Here is a 17,238-nt window from a genome sequence, read left to right on the forward strand (position 1 = left end):
TCAGCTGGCGACTTCTTCGGGGTAGCTGTACTCGAACACCCGCACCACCTCCGAGGCATGCCAAGAGGCCGCCTCCAGGCCATCCACCGGCCCGGAGAAGCGCCCCAGGCGCTCGACGCACTCGAAGAACCCGGTGCGCGGCAGGCGGCTGGCGCCCTGGCTGATCACCAGCGAACTGCGCAGCGGCTGCTCGGCGCGCGCATCGAGTACCGCCAGGTACTCCAGCGCGGCGGTCAGGGTCTGCATGGCGGGGCTTGGCAGTTGCAGGCGCTCCAGCAGCGCGCGGTAGGTCAGCAAGTGGCGTTGACGGCGGGCCAGGTCGAGCTCGCCCAGCAGGCTCTGCCAATGCTGACGGCTGATCCTGACCTGGCTCATGAGGGCTCGCTCCAGCCAGCGATGCCCAGGTGCCAGGCCAGGCTGCGCAGGATCGCCGCGTCCGGCTGGCGTTCGCCGGCCTCGATCATCGCCAGGTACGCCGGGCTGATACCGACATTGCGTGCCAGCGCCTCGGGGGCAAGGCCCTTGGCCAAGCGCAACTGCGCCAGCTCGCCCAAAGCAGGCAGGCTGGCGCGGGGTGGTGCGGCTTGCGGGGTACTGGCGGACGGGTCGTCGAACGTGGCGGGCGGTTGCCCCGCCGCCTGGAGCAGTGCCTGGTACTGCGCCCAGGGAACGACTGCGTACTCGGGCTGACCGTCCCGGCTGATGACCTGAATACCCATACGACCCCCTTACTTGGGATTACGGCATGTAATCCGTCGGCATAATGCTTATGCCAATTATATTACCAAGCGCGGGCATCTGTGCAGTTCGGGCTTTCTCAAGGGGCACGCCTTTCCAGGCGCAACGCCTCGGGCGTGTCTGGCAGGCGCTCGACCACCCGCAGGCGCTCCGGTGCCTGGCCGTCCCGCCAGGCCTTGAAGCGCGCCAACTCGTCAGAGACGGTCTTGAGCACCCAGCCGAGCACGGCGATGTCGTCGAGAAAACCGACCCCCAGCAACCAATCGGGAATGGCATCCAAGGGGCTGACGAAGTACAGCAGGCCCGCGACGATGGTCACCAGCGCCTTCGGGCTCACCGCCCGGTACTCGCCACGCCACCAGGCCAGGCACAGCGCCTGCAACAGGCGCACGTCCTCGCGCAGTTGGCCCAGCCGCGGGCCCTTGCGCGCCACGGCGAACAACAATGCCGGCAAGCGGCCACGACTGAGCAGGCGCTCGGCCAAGGGCAGGAAGCGGACGAAATTCCAGGGTGCGCTCATGGAGCCTCCAGAAGAGCAGGAAGGTTATCCACATTAATTGTGGATAACCTTGTGAACAGGGCGGCGTTTCCGGCGTCAGGTGCCCACGGGACAAGGGCCTCGCTTAGATCGGGCGTTTTTTACACAACCGTTTCATATCGGCAAACGTTTTGCGACACAGCAGGCGCGCGCCCCGCCTTTGCTCCGACAGTGCGCGGCCACCAGGGTTCGCGTCAAGCCCCGCCGAAACGACAACGCCCCGTCGAGACGGGGCGTTGGCGGTACCACGAGCGGCTTACTTGGCCTGGGCTTCGGCTTCAGGCTTGCTCGGGTCCTTGATAGCGATCAGTTCCAGGTCGAAGACCAGCACCGAGTTCGCCGGGATCAGCGGGCTCGGGCTCTGCGCGCCATAGGCCAGTTCGGCCGGGATGTACAGCTTGTACTTCTCGCCGACGTGCATCAGTTGCAGGCCTTCGACCCAACCTGGAATCACGCCGCTGACCGGCAGGTCGATCGGGTTGCCACGCTCGATGGAGCTGTCGAAGACCTTGCCGTCGATCAGCTTGCCTTCGTAGTGGACGGTGACGACGTCGGTCGGCTTGGGCTGCGCGCCGTCGGTCTTCTTCACGACTTCGTACTGCAGGCCGGAGGCGGTGGTGACCACGCCCGACTTCTTGGCGTTCTCTTCGAGGAACTTCTTGCCGGCAGCGGCCGCTTCCTCGCTGGCCTTGGCCAGGCGCTCCTCGGCGCGTTTCTGCAGGGCGGTGAAGGCTTCGACCAGCTCTTCGTCCTTGATGCGCTGCTCTTTCTTGGTCACCGCGTCCTCGATGCCGAGGGCCACCGCTTTCGAATCAAGGTCGTCCATGCCTTCCTGAGCCAGGCTCTTGCCCATGTTCAGGCCGATACCGTAGGAGGCTTTCTGTGCTGGCGTTTTCAGCTCGACGCTGCTGGTCTGGGCATCGCAACCTGCGAGGACCAGGCCAACCAGGGCAACCGCAGCCGCCAAACGATGTTGTTTCATGCTAGTTCCTTGTTCATGCGCCATGAGGGCAAATCAGGGTAAAGCCGCGAGCTTATCAGGCGGCCATGACCAATGGCTACCGGCATGAGAGCCGGTTGCGGGGTGGAAGTTCAGTGGGTGAACGGATCTTCATCCTGGGCTGGGGCCGGCCTCAAGGGTAGGCGCCGTCGCGGTATTGCGCCGCCACTTCACGCAGCACCTCGCACACCCACTGCGCCGCCAGCCCCTGGGGCAATGCCGCGTTGCGGCAGATGCCCACCGAGCCGCCCGGCTCGCGCACCCCCAGGTCCAGCTCGGTCAGTTCACCACGTTGCAGGTCGATCAGCACCGCGTCACGCGGCGCCACCCATACCGCGTCGCTGCCCAGCAGGTAGCGCCGGCTCAGGGCCAGAGACAAGGTTTCCAGGCGTTGCGCCGGCAACTGGATGCCGCACTGCACGAACAGGCTGTCGGCATGCTGGCGGATGGTGGTGCCCGGCGGGGGCAGCACCAACGGATAGCAGCCGACCTGGCTACGGTCGACTGGCTGAGGCGCCAGCAAGGGATGGCCAGGGCGCACCACCAAGGTCATCGATTCGCTGTACAGATGCTCGAACGACAAGCCTTGGATCTGCGGGCTATCGGTCATGCGCCCGACCACCAGTTCCAGCTCGCCCAGGTGCAGTTGCCCAAGCAACTGCGCGCTGACGCCGGTGACCACGCTGACCACCAATGCCTCATGGCGCTGGTGCAGGCGGCACAACACTTCAGGCATCAGCAGCCCCTCCACCGTCGACAGCACGCCGATCCGCACCTGCGACGGCGCCCGCGCCTCGCCGCGCAAGCTGCTCACGCCATCGCGCAGGGCCTGCACGCTGGGCCCGGCATAGCGCATGAAGCGGGTGCCGGCCGGGGTCAATTCAACCCCCTGGCGGCTGCGCTCGAACAAGCGCGCTTCGAGCAGGTCTTCCAACTCCTTGAGCGCCTTGGAGATCGCTGGCTGGCTGATGGCGAGCACGTCCGCCGCACGGGCCAGGCTGCCCTGCCGGGCAATCTCCAGGAAGCACAGCAGGTGGCGGTACTTGATGCGGGTGTCGAGGTTCATGCCGGCAGCTTGCAGCTTCACGCCGCGCGCTGCAAGGGCTCAGCACGCCAGTTCGATCGCCTCGCCGCAGATCCGCGCCGGCCATACCCGCAACGCCTGCGCCGGGTCTTCCAGGCAGCGTCCATCCCTCAGGCTGAAGTGCTGCTTGTACAGCGGCGCGGCCACCACCAGCTCACCGCCCAGGCTGCCGACCAGCCCACGGCCGATGACGTTCGCCCCCGAACGCGGGTCGCGGTTGTCCACCGCGTAAAGCCCCTGCCCCGGCAGGTAGAACAGCGCCACCTGGGCGCCGTCCAGCCAGGCCACCACGCCGGAGCCGGCCACCAGGTCCTGGACCTGGCATACCGCCTGCCATTGAAGATCGTGCGCCACAGCGGCATTGGAAAGGTTCATCAGACAGCCTCCTCGACGGTTGGAATCAGGTGCAACGCTGCTGCCGGCCGACGCTGCTCGCGTTCACGCACGAAGTGCACGTCAGGGTCGGGGCGCTGGTCATTGACGAAGGTGCGGAAGCGCTTGAGCTTCTCTGGGTCTTTCAGGGCGTTGGCCCACTCGCATTCGTAGCGGTCGACCACGTGCTGCATCTGCGCTTCGAGCTCGGCGGCAAGGCCCAAGCTGTCGTCGAGGATCACCGCCTTGAGGTAATTCAGCCCGCCTTCCAGGCCCTCGCGCCATACCGAGGTGCGTTGCAGCTTGTCGGCGGTGCGGATGTAGAACATCAGCACGCGGTCGATCAGGCGGATCAGGGTCTCGTCGTCCAGGTCGGTGGCGAACAGCTCGGCGTGGCGCGGGCGCATGCCGCCGTTGCCGCAGATGTACAGGTTCCAGCCCTTGTCGGTGGCGATCACGCCGATGTCCTTGCTCTGCGCCTCGGCGCACTCACGGGTGCAGCCGGAGACCGCGAACTTGAGCTTGTGCGGCGAGCGCAGGCCCTTGTAGCGGTCCTCGATGCGCAGGGCCATGGCCACGCTGTCCTGCACGCCGTAGCGGCACCAGGTGCTGCCCACGCAGGACTTCACCGTGCGCGTCGACTTGCCATAGGCGTGCCCGGTCTCGAAGCCGGCCTCGATCAGCTCGCCCCAGATCAGTGGCAGCTCGTGCAGTTGAGCGCCGAACAGGTCGATGCGCTGGCCGCCAGTGATCTTGGTGTAGAGGTCGTATTTCTTCGCCACCTGGCCGATCACGATCAGCTTGTCCGGGGTGATCTCACCGCCAGGGATGCGCGGCACCACCGAGTAGGTGCCGTTCTTCTGCATGTTGGCCATGAAGGTGTCGTTGGTGTCCTGCAGCGGCACCAGCGAGGGGTCCATGATCGGCTGATTCCAGCACGAGGCGAGGATCGAGCCCACGGTGGGCTTGCAGATGTCGCAGCCGACGTGACCCTTGCCGTGGCGCTCGAACAATTCGTCGAAGCTGCGGATACCCTCGACCCGCACCAGCGCGTAGAGCTCCTGGCGGGTGTAGGCGAAGTGCTCGCACAGGCTCTTGTCGACGGTCACGCCACGGGCAGTCAACTCATGCTCGAACACCTGCTTGAGCAGCGCCGCGCAACCGCCGCAGCCAGTGGCCGCCTTGGTGCAGCCCTTGACCGCGGCGAGGTCGCCGCAGCCGCTGTCGATGGCCGCGCAGATCGCGCCCTTGCTGACGTTGTGGCACGAGCAGATGGTCGCGCTGTCGGGCAACGCGTCGGCGCCCAAGGCCGGCACGCCGCCGCTTTGCGGGAGGATCAGCGCCGCCGGGTCGGCCGGCAGGGCGATGCCGTTCTGCACGTATTGCAGCAGGGTGTCGTAGTAGCTGTTATCGCCCACCAGCACCGCGCCGAGCACGCGCTTGCCGCTGGCGTCCACCACCAGGCGACGGTAGCTGGCATTGGCCTCGTCGATGAAGCGGTAGCTGCGCGCGCCAGGCGTGGCGCCGTGGGCGTCGCCGATAGAGCCGACGTCGACCCCCAGCAGCTTGAGCTTGGTCGACATGTCGGCACCGCTGAAGGGCGCCGCCGCTTCACCGATCAGCAACGCGGCGAGGTTGCGCGCCATGCCGTAGCCGGGCGCCACCAGGCCGAACACGCTGCCGTTCCATGAGGCGCATTCGCCGATGGCGAAGATGCGTGGGTCGCTGGAGCGGCAGTCGCTGTCGATCACCACGCCGCCACGCGCGGCGATCTCCAGGCCGCTGCTACGACCCAGGGCGTCCTGCGGGCGGATGCCGGCGGAGAAAACGACCAGGTCGGTTTCCAGGTGCTCGCCGCCGTCGAAGTTCATGCGGTAGCGGTAGCCCTCGCCAGCGCTGATGGACTGGGTGGCGCGCGACAGGTGCACACCCACGCCAAGCGCCTCGATCTGCGCACGCAGCGCCGCCCCGCCCTCGCCGTCCAGTTGCACCGGCATCAGCCGTGGCGCGAACTCCACCACATGGGCTTCCAGGCCTAGCGACTTGAGCGCGTTTGCCGCTTCCAGGCCAAGCAGGCCGCCACCGACCACCACGCCCCGCCGGGCGCCAGTGGCGGCGGCGCGGATCGCGTCGAGGTCGTCGAGGGTGCGATAGACCAGGCGTGCCGTGCCGCTGGAGCCTTCGATCGGCGGCACGAAGGGGTACGAGCCGGTGGCGAGGATCAGCTGGTCGTAGCCGTAGCGGCCCTCGGCGGTGACGATCTCGCGCTGCTCGCGGTCGATCTCCAGCACCGCCTCGCCCAGATGCAGGTGCACGCCGTGGCGCTCGTAGAAGTCCGCCTCGCACAGGGCCAGGACCTCGGCGTCGCTGCCGCCGAAGTACTCCGACAGGTGCACGCGGTCGTAGGCGCGTTGGCGCTCCTCGCCGAACACCTGCAGCTCGAAGCGCGCCAGGGCGCCGCGCTCGACCAGTTGCTCGACCAGGTGGTGGCCGACCATGCCGTTGCCGACGATGACCAGTCGTTGCCGTTGCCCGTCGTTCGCTGTTGCCTTCATAGCCGTTCCTCGATCACGGTTCGCCGGGTTGCCCGCGGCAAAGACAAAAAAAGGCGCCTGGAGCGGAAGCTCCAGGCGCCTTTGCCTGTACTCATCAGTGTGAGGCCCCTGCTGATCGCCGTTGATCGGCGGGGCGTGTTGTAGGGGTGGTGTAGCAGGGAGTGTGCCAAGGTTGGAATTTTCGTTGGTCGGGCCGGCCCTCTCGCGGGGCAAGCCCGCGCCTACAGGTTCGGCGGTGCCCTCACGCGTGCAGGAGCGGGCAGCCCCGCGAGAGGGCCGGCACCTTCACCGCCTCAACCCGGTGCACACCGCCCAATCCCGGTGCACTCAATACACGTCGCGCCGATAACGCTTGTCGCGGCTCAACCCCTCCACATACGCCGCAGCCGCCTCGTCGCTCATGCCGCCCTGCTCGGCCACTACCTGGCGCAGCGCCGCATCCACGTCGCGGGCCATGCGCTGGGCATCGCCACAGATGTAGAAATACGCCCCCGCCTCCAGCCAGCGCCACAGCTCGGCGCCCTCCTCCAGCATGCGCTGCTGCACGTACACCTTCTCGGCCTGGTCACGGGAGAACGCCGTGCTCAGGCGCAAATGCCCACTGGCCTGCCAGGCCAGCAGTTGCTCGCGGTAGTAGAAATCGCAAGCGGCGTGCTGCTCGCCGAAGAACAGCCAGTTGCGCCCACTCGCGCCACGCGCCTGGCGCTCTTCGAGAAACGCCCGGAACGGCGCGATGCCCGTGCCGGGGCCAACCATGATGATCGGCGTGGCATCACTTTCCGGCAGGCGGAAGTGCCGCGACACCTGGGGGAAAATCGCCACCTCCAGCGCCTCGGCGCGGTCGGCCAGGAAGGTCGAGCACACGCCCTTGCGCTCGCCATAGCGCACGGTGGACACCGTCAGATGCACCTCGCCAGGGTGCGCCGCAGGGCTGGAGCTGATCGAGTACAGCCGCGGTTGCAGCGGCTTGAGCAGGCCCAACCAGTCGCTCAGCGGCAGTTGCTGGGGAAACGCGCGCAGCACGTCCACCAGTTGCTTGCCCCACAACCACGCCTTGAGTTCAGCCTTGCACTCAGCCTGCAGCAAACGGCGCAACTCGCCAGCCTGGGCGTCGCGGCTGAAGGCTTCGAGCTGCGCAGGGGTGATGCGGGCGATTTCCAGGTGCCGCTCCAGCGCATTGGCCAGGGCCATCGGCGGCAAGCCCGGTGGCTCGACCATCCGTTGGCCGTCGACGCCCATCGCGCCGAGCAACTCCTGCACCAACGCCGGGCAGTTGCGCGGCCACACCCCCAGGGCGTCGCCAGGCTGGTAGCTGAGGCCGCTGCCGTTGAGGTCGAACACCAGCTGGCGGGTTTCCTTGCTCGCCCCCGGGCCGTTGAGCAGGCGGTTCTCCAGCAGCGGCGCCAGGCACGGGCGCTGCTTGTCGAAGCCGCTGGCGACGGGTTGCTCGGTGGCAGCGCTGGCCGCCGCGCCCAGGGCCGGCAGCAAGGCCAGCAGCCAGCTGGCGAAGGCCTGGTCGAAGTCCGGCTCGCAATCGACCCGCTCCAGCAAGCGCCGCCCGCCCAGTTCGGCCAGGCGCTGGTCGAGCTTGCGGCCGAAGCCGCAGAACTGGTCGTAGCTGGAGTCGCCCAGGGCGAGCACGGCATAGGGCAACTCGGCGCACTGGCCACCCTCCTCGCCCTGCAACGCCTGCCAGAACGCCGAACCGCTGTCTGGCGCATCGCCGTCACCAAACGTGCTGGCGATCAGCAGCACACTGGCGGCGCCGCGCAACTGGCCGGGGCTGACCGCCTCCATGCAACTCAGCTCCACCGCCAGCCCGGCTTCGCGCAGGCGCCCGGCGCAGCGCTCGGCCAACGCCTCGCCGTTGCCGGTCTGCGACGCCCACAGCACCCGGTGGCGCGGCGCCTCGAGGCCTGGCGCGGCAGCGCTAGCGGGCTGGGCGAACAGCCCGGCCAACAGGCCATCGACGAACAGTCGTCGGGCCGGCGCCAGCGGTGCGCTGGGCGGCAGGCACGGCACGCCCTCGGCGCGGGCCTGGCCAAGGCCGAGCAGAAAACCTTGCAGGTAGTGGCGCTCGTCCTCGGCCAGCGCCGGGACCGGTAGTTGGTCGAGGCCGAGCAGGCGGGACAGGGTGGCGGTGGGCATGGAGGACGGCTCCGCGCGGGTCAGGTCGAGGGCTTCGATGCGTTCGCCGGCGACCCGCTCCAGGGTCACGGCGCAATGCTTGAACGCCGGTTGCAGGGAGGTTGGGTCGACCGCGTCGCAGGTCACGGCGTTGATCGCCAGTTGCTCGCCATGCAGGTCGTTCCAGTGGAAGGGGGCGAAGCAATTACCCACCAGCACACGATCGCTGAGGCGCGCCGGCAGCACCGCCTGGCCGCGCCGCGAGCGAATCGCCACCTGGTCCTTGTCGGCGATGCCCAGGCGCTGGGCGTCCTCGGGGTTGAGCTCGACAAAGGGGCCGGGTTCGAGCTTGTTCAAGCTCGGCACCTTGCCGGTCTTGGTCAGCGTGTGCCACTGGTGTTGCACACGGCCGGTATTGAGCACCCAGGGGTAGTCCTCATCGGGCAGTTCGGCCGGCGGCAACCAGGGCCGGGCGAAGAAGCGCGCCTTGCCGCTGGCGGTCGGGAAGGCCAGCGCCGGTGCCGCACCCTGGGCGTCGCGCAGCAGGTGCTGGCTGCTGCCATCGTTGTGGTAGCGCAGCGGGCTGCGGTCGTCACGCCGACCAGGGGCGCAGGGCCACTGGCGCGGTCGCTCGCGCAACGCGGGGTAGTCGATACCCCGCAGGTCGTAGCCGGTGGCCGGGTTCCAGAAACGGCGGATCTCGTCGAACACCGCCTCGGCGTCGGGGTAGTCGAAGGCCTCGGCGTAACCCATGGCGCAGGCGATGCGGGCGATGATCCGCCAGTCCTCCAGGCTCTCGCCGGGGGCGTTGACGGCGCGCGGCATCAGGGTCAGGTTGCGCTCGCTGTTGATCATCACGCCCTCGCCTTCGGCCCACAGCGCGGCGGGCAGGAGGATGTCGGCGTAGCGGTTGGTCTCGGTGTCGAGGAAGGCGTCCTGGGCGATTACCAGCTCGGCCTGGCGCAGGCCGTCGATCACCTGCTGGCGGTTGGCGACGCTGGCCACCGGGTTGCTGCAAATCACCCAGCAGGCCTTCACCTCGCCGCTTTTCAACTGCTCGAACAGCGCCACCGTGCCCTCGCCCCCTTCGCTGCGCAGGCTGCCTGGCGCCAACCGCCACTGCTGCTCGACGAACGCGCGGTCGCCGTCGACCAGTGCCGAACGCTGGCCCGGCAGCCCCGGGCCCATGTAGCCCATCTCGCGCCCGCCCATGGCGTTGGGCTGGCCGGTGAGCGAGAACGGGCCGCTGCCGGGGCGGCAGAGGGTGCCGGTGGCCAGGTGCAGGTTGCACAGCGCATTGGTGTGCCAGGTGCCGTGGATGCTTTGGTTCAGGCCCATGGTCCAGCAGCTCATCCATTCGCCGGCCGTGCCGAGCCATTCGGCGGCCTGGCGGATGTCGGCCTCGGCAAGGCCCGTGAGGGCGGCGACGCGCTCGGGCGTGTAGTCGTCGAGGAACGCCGGCATCGCCTCCCAGCCTTCGGTGTGGCGGGCGATGAAGTCGGCATCGGTGTGGCCGTTCTGGTGCATCAGGTAGAGCAGGCCGTTGAGCAGCGCCAGGTCGCTGCCGGGGCGCAGTTGCAGGAACAGGTCGGCCTTGTCGGCGGTGGCGCTGCGCCGGGGGTCGACGACGATCAGCCGGGCGCCGGCCTTGAGGCGGTCGAGCAGGCGCAGGAAGAGGATCGGGTGGCAGTCGGCCATGTTCGCGCCGATCACCAGGAACACCTCGGCATGCTCGAAGTCCTGATAGCTGCCAGGCGGGCCATCGGCGCCCAGCGACTGCTTGTAGCCGCTGCCAGCACTGGCCATGCACAGGCGCGAGTTGGACTCGATGTGGCGGGTGCGGATGAAGCCCTTGGCAAGCTTGTTGGCCAGGTACTGGGCCTCCAGCGACATCTGCCCGGAGACATACAAGGCCACGGCATCGGGGCCGTGCTGGTCGATGATCGCGCGCAGACGGCCAGCGGCCTGGGCGATGGCTTCGTCCAGCGCGGTGCGCACCGGCGACACGGCACGCTGCTGGCGCACGAAAGCGTGCTCCATGCGCCCGGCCAGCAGCGGCAGGTGCGCGGTCAGGCCCTTGGTGCACAGGCGGCCAAAGTTGCTTGGGTGCTGCTTGTCGCCGCTGATCTTGCTGACCTTGCCGTCGGCCACGCTCATGACGATGCCGCAACCGACCCCGCAATAGGGGCAGACGCTGCGCACCTCGCTGCTGCTCATGGGGCGTACTCCTGTGGGCGAAACGCAAAAGGCGCCGGCTGCCCCGGCCTGCGATGGCAAGCGGGGGCAACACGGCGCCTTTGTCGTGAAGAATGAGGGGAAGCCATCGGCGTTGACGGTTCCGGATGGTTTGAATCAGCAAGTTCTGGGCCAGCCCCCAAACGGCGCGATCCGTGCGGGAGCAGGCTTGCCCCGTGATAAGGCCGGCACAGAAAACGCACTGTCCTGGCCCGAAACGCACCACCAGGTGGCACTCCCTCAGCAACAACGATATGATCTATATACGTTTCATATACAGGACTCCTCCCATGGGCATCGTCAAGATCGCCGACGACCTCCACGAAGACCTGCGCATCGCCAGCGCCGCCCTGTCGCGCTCGATCAACGCCCAGGCCGAGCACTGGATCCGCATCGGCATGCTCGCCGAGCTGCACCCCCAGGCCACCTATCAGGAACTGCTGCGCCAACTGCTGCGCCAGGAGCAAGCCAACCTCAAGGAGCTGTTGCAATGAGCAAGGTGACCCTCAAGGACGCCGCCCAACTGGCACTGATGCGCAACGCCGGCCAACTGCTGGCCAAGGTGTTCGCCGACCTCGACGGTTTCATCCGCCCGGGCGTGACCACGATGCAGATCAACGACCGCGCCGAGGCCTACATCGTCGAAACCCTCAAGGCCCGCCCGGCGAGCAAGGGCCAGTACGGTTTCCCCTACTCGCTGAACACCTCGGTGGACCAGGTGGTCTGCCACGGCATGCCCAAGGCCGACGAGGTGCTGCGCGAGGGTTCGATCATCAACGTCGACATCACCCTGGAACAGGGCGGCTATATCGCCGACTCGTCGAAGATGTACTGCCTCGGCGCGATCGGCGACGATGCCCGGCGCCTGGTCGACACCACTTACCAGGCGTTGTGGAAGGGCATCGAGCAGGTCCGCCCCGGCGCCACCCTCGGCGACATCGGCCACGCCATCCAGACCTTCGCCGAGGCGGCCGGCTACAGCGTGGTGCGCGAATACTGCGGCCACGGCATCGGCCGGCAGATGCACGAGGCGCCGCAGGTGCTGCACTACGGGCAGCGCGGCATGGGCATGAAGTTGCAACCAGGGATGGTGTTCACCATCGAGCCGATGATCAACCAAGGGTTGCGCGGCACACGCACGTTGAAGGATGGCTGGACGGTGATCACCCGCGATGGCGCGTTGTCGGCGCAGTGGGAGCACACCGTGGCGGTGACCGAGACCGGGTTCGAGGTGCTGACCTTGCGCGAGGAAGAGCGCAGCGTTTGAAACACGGCCTTTACTGCGCCGGTGCGGGCGCTATCGCGGTGCGGCGATCCGACTTGCCCCGCGATAGGGCCTGCACCGACAACCCGGCAATTGCCCCGCCCCACACCCCCTCTCTACAATCCCAGCACCTTACCGCGGCCCAGGAACCCGCTCATGGATGAAACCGCCCAGCACTGGCTGCATGCCCTCTCCGCCCCGATGGCCGCGCTCAACGGCGCCAGCTACACCGCCCCCGACTACTTCGAAGGTGAAGACAAGACCGACCTGGAACGCTGGTGGGGCATCGCCAACCGCGCGCAATTGCTGGACATGCTCGGCATGGCCGATAACGGCCATGCCACCGAACTGAGCGAAGCCTACTGGCAGTTCCAACGCTGCCTGCCCAGCCAGTGGCAGGCACTGCTGGAACGCTTGCCGCCACGCGAACGCATCAAGCACGAATACGCCGCGCGCACCTTTCCCGACTGCGGCCCCGGCGGCACCCGCGCCTGGGACATCGGGCGCATGGGCTTCCTGCTGCGCGCCGGGCTGAAGAAAGACCTGGTAACCCGCGAAGAAAGCCTCTACCTGCACTACCGCCTGGCCCTGCGTGCCCGCCACTACTACAACCGCTGGGACAGCTATCTGGCCGGCTACCTGTTCGGCAAGGCCTTGTGGAACGTCTCCGACAGCAGCGACGCCACCCTCGCCGCCGACCTCGAACGCCAGGGCAGCGAGCACTGGAACCGCTGCATCCTGCTCAACCTCCAGCTCGGCGCCAGCCAACTGCTCGCCGGCCTGCCCTGGGACCTGCCGCTGCCCGAGCCGCAGCGCCCTGCCACCTTGGAAGAAGGATGCTGGTCATGAGTTGCTGGATCCGCCTGGGCATCGAGCCGACCCAGGACCTCGCCATCATTCGCCAGGCCTACCGCAGTCGCCTGCCAGCGCACCACCCCGAGACCGACCCGGAAGGCTTCCAGGCCCTGCGCGAGGCCTACGAACAAGCCCAGCGCCTGGCCCGCGAGGCCGAGCTGCCCGCCGAGCCGGCGGCAGAGGAGCAGGACACCCCGCCCCACCCGGCCCTGACAGCCTTCCACCACCTGCTCGAAGAACCCACCCTGCGCTTCGACCCTAGCGCGTGGCAACGCTACGCGCTGACCCTCGACGAGCTGCCGCTGGACACGCTGGACGACCTTGGCTGGCAACTGCTGCACGACCTGCGCCACTGCGGCCCGATCGCCCATGCCTGCGCCAGCCTGCTGGCCCGGCGCTTCGGCTGGGCCGAGCAACTGCTGCGCCTGGACGACGCCCACGAAGTGGAAGCCTTCCTCGCCCGCCTGGACGAGCCCGACCCGTTCGACACCACGCTGATGCGCGACTGGCCGCCCACCGCGCAACTGGAAACCCTGTGGTACTTCCGCAGCCTGGCCTACTGCTTCGAGCAGCGCCCGCTGTTCGAGTACGAGCAGTTCGCCAGCCAGCACACTTGCCTGGCGATCCCCGACGATGCCGCGTTGATGCGCCGCGTCTGCGTGCAGTTCAGCCAGGCCGGCATCGCCAGCATGACCCTGCATGCCCAGGTGCAGGTTGAACAGGCCCGGGCACCGGACGACCCTGACCTGCTCTACCTGCTGGCGCGCCAGGCGAGCGCCCTCGGCGCCGAGCAGCAGGCCCTGGACTGCTGGCTGCGGCTGTGGCGCGAATACCGCCACCCGCAGGCCGAGCGTTGGCTGCTCGACCTATGCGCGCGCCACCAGCCGCAGCGCCTGCCGCTGCTGATCCAGGCTTTCGACCAGCAAACCCAGCCCGACACCTGGCCCGACGACCTGGCCGACCCGGCCCAGGCTTGGGGCAGCCCGGCCCAGGCGCCGCAGACCCTGGCGCGCTGGTCCGAGGCCGCGCGCCTGGAACTGGGCGGCATCGCCGCGCTGTTCATCGACTGGCGCCTGGACGGCGACGATGAACTGCCGCTGCTCGCCTGGCTGCTGCAGGAGCAGGCCGAGCCCGCACTGCAACGCCTGTATTGGCAGGCCTGGGCCCTGCAGCGCGGCGAGGCCGGGCTGCTGCAACGCATCCTCGCCGAGCGCCCCAGCGAAGACGCCCTCGACGGGCTGATCCTCGAAGGCTTCCAGCGCCAGGCCCGTCAGCACCTGCACTGGCTGCAGCTATCACCCGTGGCACGCGCGCTGGAGCGCTTCTGCGACAGCGACGACCCCGCCGAGACCCTGCCCGAAATCCTCGAAAGCGACGAACTGCGCCCGCTGTGCCGCGAATGGCTGCGCCGCGTGCGGGTGTATTCGGCCCAGGCCGTGCGCGGGCTCAACCGTCACTTCGAGATGCGCCGGCTGTTCACCGTGCCGTTCGCCCTGACCACCCAGGACGAACTGGCCGATTGCGGCGTGCTGCTGCCACCGATGGTCGCCGGCGAGGCACTGTGGACCTGGCACCGCCAGCAACTGTTCATGCTCGCCCTGGCCGACCAGCCGGAGCGCTGGCTGGCCTTGATCCCCGATACCCTGGTGGACCAACTGACCTACCCCAGCGAACACCCGTTCGCCGGCCTGCACCGCGTACTGCAAGCGGCAGTGCACAGCCCGGAAGGCGCCAACGCCCTGCCCGCCTTGCTGGACAACCACGATCCGATGCAGGCGTTCGTCGCCGGCCACCTGCTGACCTTCGGCTACGCCATCAACAGCGCACGCCTGCCCAGCACACCTCAACTGCTGGCGTGCCTGGACAACGACGATGTGCTCGACGACCACCGCCTGGGCTACATGCTGCTGTGCGCGGTGCTGTACCACGACCCGGCGCTGGACGCCGAGCAGCGCGCGCGCCTGCGCGACCGGCTGGATGCCCTGGACAACGACAGTGCCTGGTTCGTGCCACTGCGCGACGGCCTGACCAAAGGCAAGGCCGCGCATCTGCCGCGCAACGTGCTGGAACAGGAAGAAGGGGTAGACGCCAAGCTGTTCAACGAAGCCCTGGATGCCTTGCACAGCCTGGCCAACCGTGGCCAGGCGCCGAGCACCCGCAGCCTGCTGCGCTTGCAGCAAGGCAAGGACGACGGCAACCAGGACGCCGGGCTACGCTGCGCGCTGATGGCGCTGCTGGCGTGGTCCGAACGCCTGTTGCTGGCCCATGCGTCGCGCGCGTCGGCGCCCTCCTGGGCGTTCTGGCGCCTGGGCAGCCGGCTCGGGCGCGGCGACTTGGCCGCGCACCTCATCGTGCTGTTGCTGGTCGGCGCGGCAGGCCGCAGCCCGGCCGTGATGGCGGTCATCGCGCTGCTGGTCCTCAGCGCCCTGCTGCGGCGCCTGCGCGATATCGGCCAGGGGGTGCCGGTGCTGCTGTGCTTGCTGGCGTTCAGCCGCCTGCTGCCCGTGCTGCCATTGCTGCTGCTGGGCTGGCCGGGGGATCGCCTGGCGAACCGCTACGGGGCCTCACCGGGCAAGCCCCAGCAACTCGACGACGGCCTGCAGGCGGCGTTGCGCCGCCTGATCCATCAGTAGCGCAGTTCGTCCAGCGCCTGGCTCAACTGCTGGCGCTGGCGGCTGATCTCCCCGGCCTGCTGGCTGGCCAACACGGCGTTGAAGGCATCCAGCCAACTGCCGATCAATTCGCGCTCATCCCCCAGGCTCTGCATCCAGGCGCGCTCCAAGCGCGCCAGCAAGGTGCGGTTGGGCAAGGCGTCGCGCGGGTGGATTTTCAACCGCGCCAGGCGCTCGTGGCTGGCCTGGCGGGCCTCGGCGTCCAGCCCGGTGGGGCTGCGGTCGATGCTGTGGCTATGCTTCTGCCCGGTTTCCAGGAACGTCACGTCCACTTCCAGCAGGCCGTTGATGTCGTAGCTGAAACGCACGTCCAGCGACTGCACCTGGCCGGTGGGCTGCAGAGGAATCTCGAAGCTGTCGACCAGGATGTTGTCGCGCACCCAGGGCCGCTCGCCCTGGTACACGGCGATGCGCACGTGCGTCTGCTCCGGGTGGCTGCTGTAGAAGCGCTGCACCTTGGAGGTCGGGATCACGGTGTTGCGCTCGATGATCGGCGAGAAGGCGCCGGCGACTTCCTCGCCGCGCGACGACGCCACGCCCAGGGTATAGGGGCAGACGTCGGTGAGGATCAGCTCGTCGATGGCCGCGTCCCGGGCCTTGCAAGCCGCCTGGCTGGCGGCGCCGAGGGCAACGATGGTGTCCGGGTCGAGGTGACGGTAGGGCAAACGGCCGAACAGCTTGGCCACCAGTTGCTGGACCTGCGGCATGCGCGTGGCGCCGCCGACCAGTACCAGGCTGTCCAGTTCGCGCGGGCTCAGGCGCGCGTCGCGCAGGGCCTGTTCGATGGGGGTGCGCACCCGCGCCAGCAGCGGCGCCCAGATCGCTTGCAGCTTGAGGTCGTCGAGCAGCCATTCGCGGGCCTGGCCGTCGCCGCTCCAGGCCAGGGTGCGGCCGCCCTCGCCCGCTTCGCGCTTGAGCTGCTCGATCGCGTCGTGAAGGCTGGCCAGGGCCTGGGGTTCCAGGTCTTCGGCCTTGAGGTTCCAATCGCGCAGGCAGGCCGCGAGCAGGGCGTCAGTGAAGTCCTCGCCGCCCAGGTAGTTGTCGCCGGTGGAGGCGTGCACCTCGATCAGCGGCAGAGCGTACTCCAGCACGGTGACATCGAAGGTGCCGCCACCCAGGTCGAACACCAGGGTGCGCTCGAACTTCTGCTCGTGCAGGCCGTAGGCCATGGCCGCGGCGGTCGGCTCGTTGATCAGGCGCTGCACCTTGAACCCCGCCAATTCCGCGGCGAATACCGTGCGCTTGCGCTGCTCGTCGCTGAAGTAGGCCGGCACCGAAATCACCGCCTCGCTGACCGGGCGCCCAAGCCAGGCTTCGGCGTCCTGCTTCAGCGCGCCGAGCACCAGGGCCGAGAGTTCCTCGGGGGTGAAACGGTGCTCACCGAGCTCGAAGCGTTTGTCGCTGCCCATGAAGCGCTTGAAGGCGGCGGCGGTGCGTTGCGGGTGGGTGGTCAGGCGCGCGCGGGCGGCGCTGCCGACCAGGATGCTGCCGTCGTCATCGACGCTGACCACCGAGGGGGTCAGCACCTCGCCGAGGGCGTTGGCGATCAGCTGCGCCTGGCCGTCCTGCCAGACGGCGATGAGGCTGTTGGTGGTGCCGAGGTCGATGCCCAGCAATGGGGCGGATGGAGCGGTACTGGCATCCTGCATGGTCGGTCTCTTGCTCGCGGTATGGGGGGATTCTGCCGCAATGGGGCCGGGAGTTGAAGGCGCGATAGGCCCCGCGACCACAACCCAAAAATTCCTTGGAATAAATTCCGCCCCCGCTTGTTCTCCCTACATCACCCACACAACGCCAA

13 protein-coding genes are annotated in these 17,238 nt (G+C 68.2%); 4 read left to right on the top strand and 9 right to left on the bottom strand.

Going from position 1 to position 17,238, the window contains the following annotated elements:
• The 8 genes from P0Y43_RS04245 to P0Y43_RS04280 all read right to left on the bottom strand — a co-directional run bounded on the left by P0Y43_RS04245 (window position 1) and on the right by P0Y43_RS04280 (window position 10,631).
• Window positions 1-375 carry a hypothetical protein gene (locus P0Y43_RS04245; protein WP_275636057.1) on the bottom strand — a complete coding sequence of 125 codons (375 nt, stop codon included), beginning with the start codon at window positions 373-375 and terminating at the stop codon, window positions 1-3.
• A complete protein-coding gene (locus P0Y43_RS04250) occupies window positions 372-719 on the bottom strand; it encodes a helix-turn-helix domain-containing protein (protein WP_275636058.1) in 348 nt (115 codons plus the stop codon). The genes P0Y43_RS04245 and P0Y43_RS04250 overlap by 4 nt, the downstream gene beginning before the upstream one ends.
• Window positions 720-817: 98 nt before the next feature.
• Window positions 818-1,258, bottom strand: coding sequence for a YkvA family protein (locus tag P0Y43_RS04255; protein ID WP_275636059.1), 441 nt, complete (start codon window positions 1,256-1,258; stop codon window positions 818-820).
• A 274-nt stretch (window positions 1,259-1,532) separates the two neighbouring features.
• Window positions 1,533-2,258: an FKBP-type peptidyl-prolyl cis-trans isomerase gene (locus P0Y43_RS04260; RefSeq protein ID WP_275636060.1), complete on the bottom strand. Its 726-nt coding sequence runs from the start codon at window positions 2,256-2,258 to the stop codon at window positions 1,533-1,535.
• Window positions 2,259-2,409: 151 nt separating this feature from the next.
• Entirely contained in the window at window positions 2,410-3,342 is a 933-nt protein-coding gene (gene pcaQ / locus P0Y43_RS04265) for a pca operon transcription factor PcaQ (RefSeq protein WP_275636137.1), read from the bottom strand.
• A 39-nt stretch (window positions 3,343-3,381) separates the two neighbouring features.
• Window positions 3,382-3,735, bottom strand: coding sequence for a nitrite reductase small subunit NirD (nirD, locus tag P0Y43_RS04270; RefSeq protein ID WP_275636061.1), 354 nt, complete (start codon window positions 3,733-3,735; stop codon window positions 3,382-3,384).
• Window positions 3,735-6,287 carry a nitrite reductase large subunit NirB gene (gene nirB, locus P0Y43_RS04275; RefSeq protein WP_275636062.1) on the bottom strand — a complete coding sequence of 851 codons (2,553 nt, stop codon included), beginning with the start codon at window positions 6,285-6,287 and terminating at the stop codon, window positions 3,735-3,737. The genes nirD and nirB overlap by 1 nt, the downstream gene beginning before the upstream one ends.
• Window positions 6,288-6,614: 327 nt before the next feature.
• Window positions 6,615-10,631 (bottom strand): bifunctional nitrate reductase/sulfite reductase flavoprotein subunit alpha, encoded by a 4,017-nt coding sequence (locus P0Y43_RS04280; protein WP_275636063.1) that lies wholly within the window; start codon window positions 10,629-10,631, stop codon window positions 6,615-6,617.
• A 308-nt stretch (window positions 10,632-10,939) separates the two neighbouring features.
• Between P0Y43_RS04280 and P0Y43_RS04285 the strand changes: the two genes are divergently transcribed.
• The 4 genes from P0Y43_RS04285 to P0Y43_RS04300 all read left to right on the top strand — a co-directional run bounded on the left by P0Y43_RS04285 (window position 10,940) and on the right by P0Y43_RS04300 (window position 15,401).
• Entirely contained in the window at window positions 10,940-11,143 is a 204-nt protein-coding gene (locus P0Y43_RS04285) for a ParD-like family protein (RefSeq protein ID WP_275636064.1), read from the top strand.
• On the top strand, window positions 11,140-11,916 hold the full coding sequence (gene map, locus P0Y43_RS04290; protein WP_275636065.1) for a type I methionyl aminopeptidase: 777 nt from the start codon (window positions 11,140-11,142) through the stop codon (window positions 11,914-11,916). Before P0Y43_RS04285 ends, map begins: the two co-directional genes overlap by 4 nt.
• Before the next feature lie 153 nt (window positions 11,917-12,069).
• Window positions 12,070-12,762 carry a DUF1266 domain-containing protein gene (locus P0Y43_RS04295; protein WP_275636066.1) on the top strand — a complete coding sequence of 231 codons (693 nt, stop codon included), beginning with the start codon at window positions 12,070-12,072 and terminating at the stop codon, window positions 12,760-12,762.
• Entirely contained in the window at window positions 12,759-15,401 is a 2,643-nt protein-coding gene (locus P0Y43_RS04300) for a molecular chaperone DnaJ (protein WP_275636067.1), read from the top strand. Before P0Y43_RS04295 ends, P0Y43_RS04300 begins: the two co-directional genes overlap by 4 nt.
• On the opposite strand, the gene P0Y43_RS04305 is transcribed toward P0Y43_RS04300, so the two are convergent.
• The gene (locus P0Y43_RS04305; RefSeq protein ID WP_275636068.1) at window positions 15,395-17,089 is read right to left on the bottom strand and encodes a molecular chaperone HscC; all 1,695 of its coding nucleotides are present in this window, start codon (window positions 17,087-17,089) and stop codon (window positions 15,395-15,397) included. The two genes, P0Y43_RS04300 and P0Y43_RS04305, sit on opposite strands and share 7 nt — an antisense overlap.
• Between the last annotated feature and the right edge of the window lie 149 nt (window positions 17,090-17,238).

Origin of the sequence: Pseudomonas entomophila (genome assembly GCF_029193575.1) — a bacterium.
GTDB lineage: Bacteria > Pseudomonadota > Gammaproteobacteria > Pseudomonadales > Pseudomonadaceae > Aquipseudomonas > Aquipseudomonas entomophila_G.

Excerpts from the sequence above, each read along its gene's own strand:
- P0Y43_RS04250 (WP_275636058.1), bottom strand. The coding sequence starts at position 719 with ATGGGTATTCAGGTCATCAGCCGGGACGGTCAGCCCGAGTACGCAGTC.
- P0Y43_RS04280 (WP_275636063.1), bottom strand. The coding sequence starts at position 10,631 with ATGAGCAGCAGCGAGGTGCGCAGCGTCTGCCCCTATTGCGGGGTCGGT.
- nirD (WP_275636061.1), bottom strand. The coding sequence starts at position 3,735 with ATGAACCTTTCCAATGCCGCTGTGGCGCACGATCTTCAATGGCAGGCG.
- nirB (WP_275636062.1), bottom strand. The coding sequence starts at position 6,287 with ATGAAGGCAACAGCGAACGACGGGCAACGGCAACGACTGGTCATCGTC.
- P0Y43_RS04245 (WP_275636057.1), bottom strand. The coding sequence starts at position 375 with ATGAGCCAGGTCAGGATCAGCCGTCAGCATTGGCAGAGCCTGCTGGGC.
- P0Y43_RS04255 (WP_275636059.1), bottom strand. The coding sequence starts at position 1,258 with ATGAGCGCACCCTGGAATTTCGTCCGCTTCCTGCCCTTGGCCGAGCGC.
- map (WP_275636065.1), top strand. The coding sequence starts at position 11,140 with ATGAGCAAGGTGACCCTCAAGGACGCCGCCCAACTGGCACTGATGCGC.
- P0Y43_RS04300 (WP_275636067.1), top strand. The coding sequence starts at position 12,759 with ATGAGTTGCTGGATCCGCCTGGGCATCGAGCCGACCCAGGACCTCGCC.
- P0Y43_RS04285 (WP_275636064.1), top strand. The coding sequence starts at position 10,940 with ATGGGCATCGTCAAGATCGCCGACGACCTCCACGAAGACCTGCGCATC.
- P0Y43_RS04260 (WP_275636060.1), bottom strand. The coding sequence starts at position 2,258 with ATGAAACAACATCGTTTGGCGGCTGCGGTTGCCCTGGTTGGCCTGGTC.
- P0Y43_RS04295 (WP_275636066.1), top strand. The coding sequence starts at position 12,070 with ATGGATGAAACCGCCCAGCACTGGCTGCATGCCCTCTCCGCCCCGATG.
- P0Y43_RS04305 (WP_275636068.1), bottom strand. The coding sequence starts at position 17,089 with ATGCAGGATGCCAGTACCGCTCCATCCGCCCCATTGCTGGGCATCGAC.
- pcaQ (WP_275636137.1), bottom strand. The coding sequence starts at position 3,342 with ATGAACCTCGACACCCGCATCAAGTACCGCCACCTGCTGTGCTTCCTG.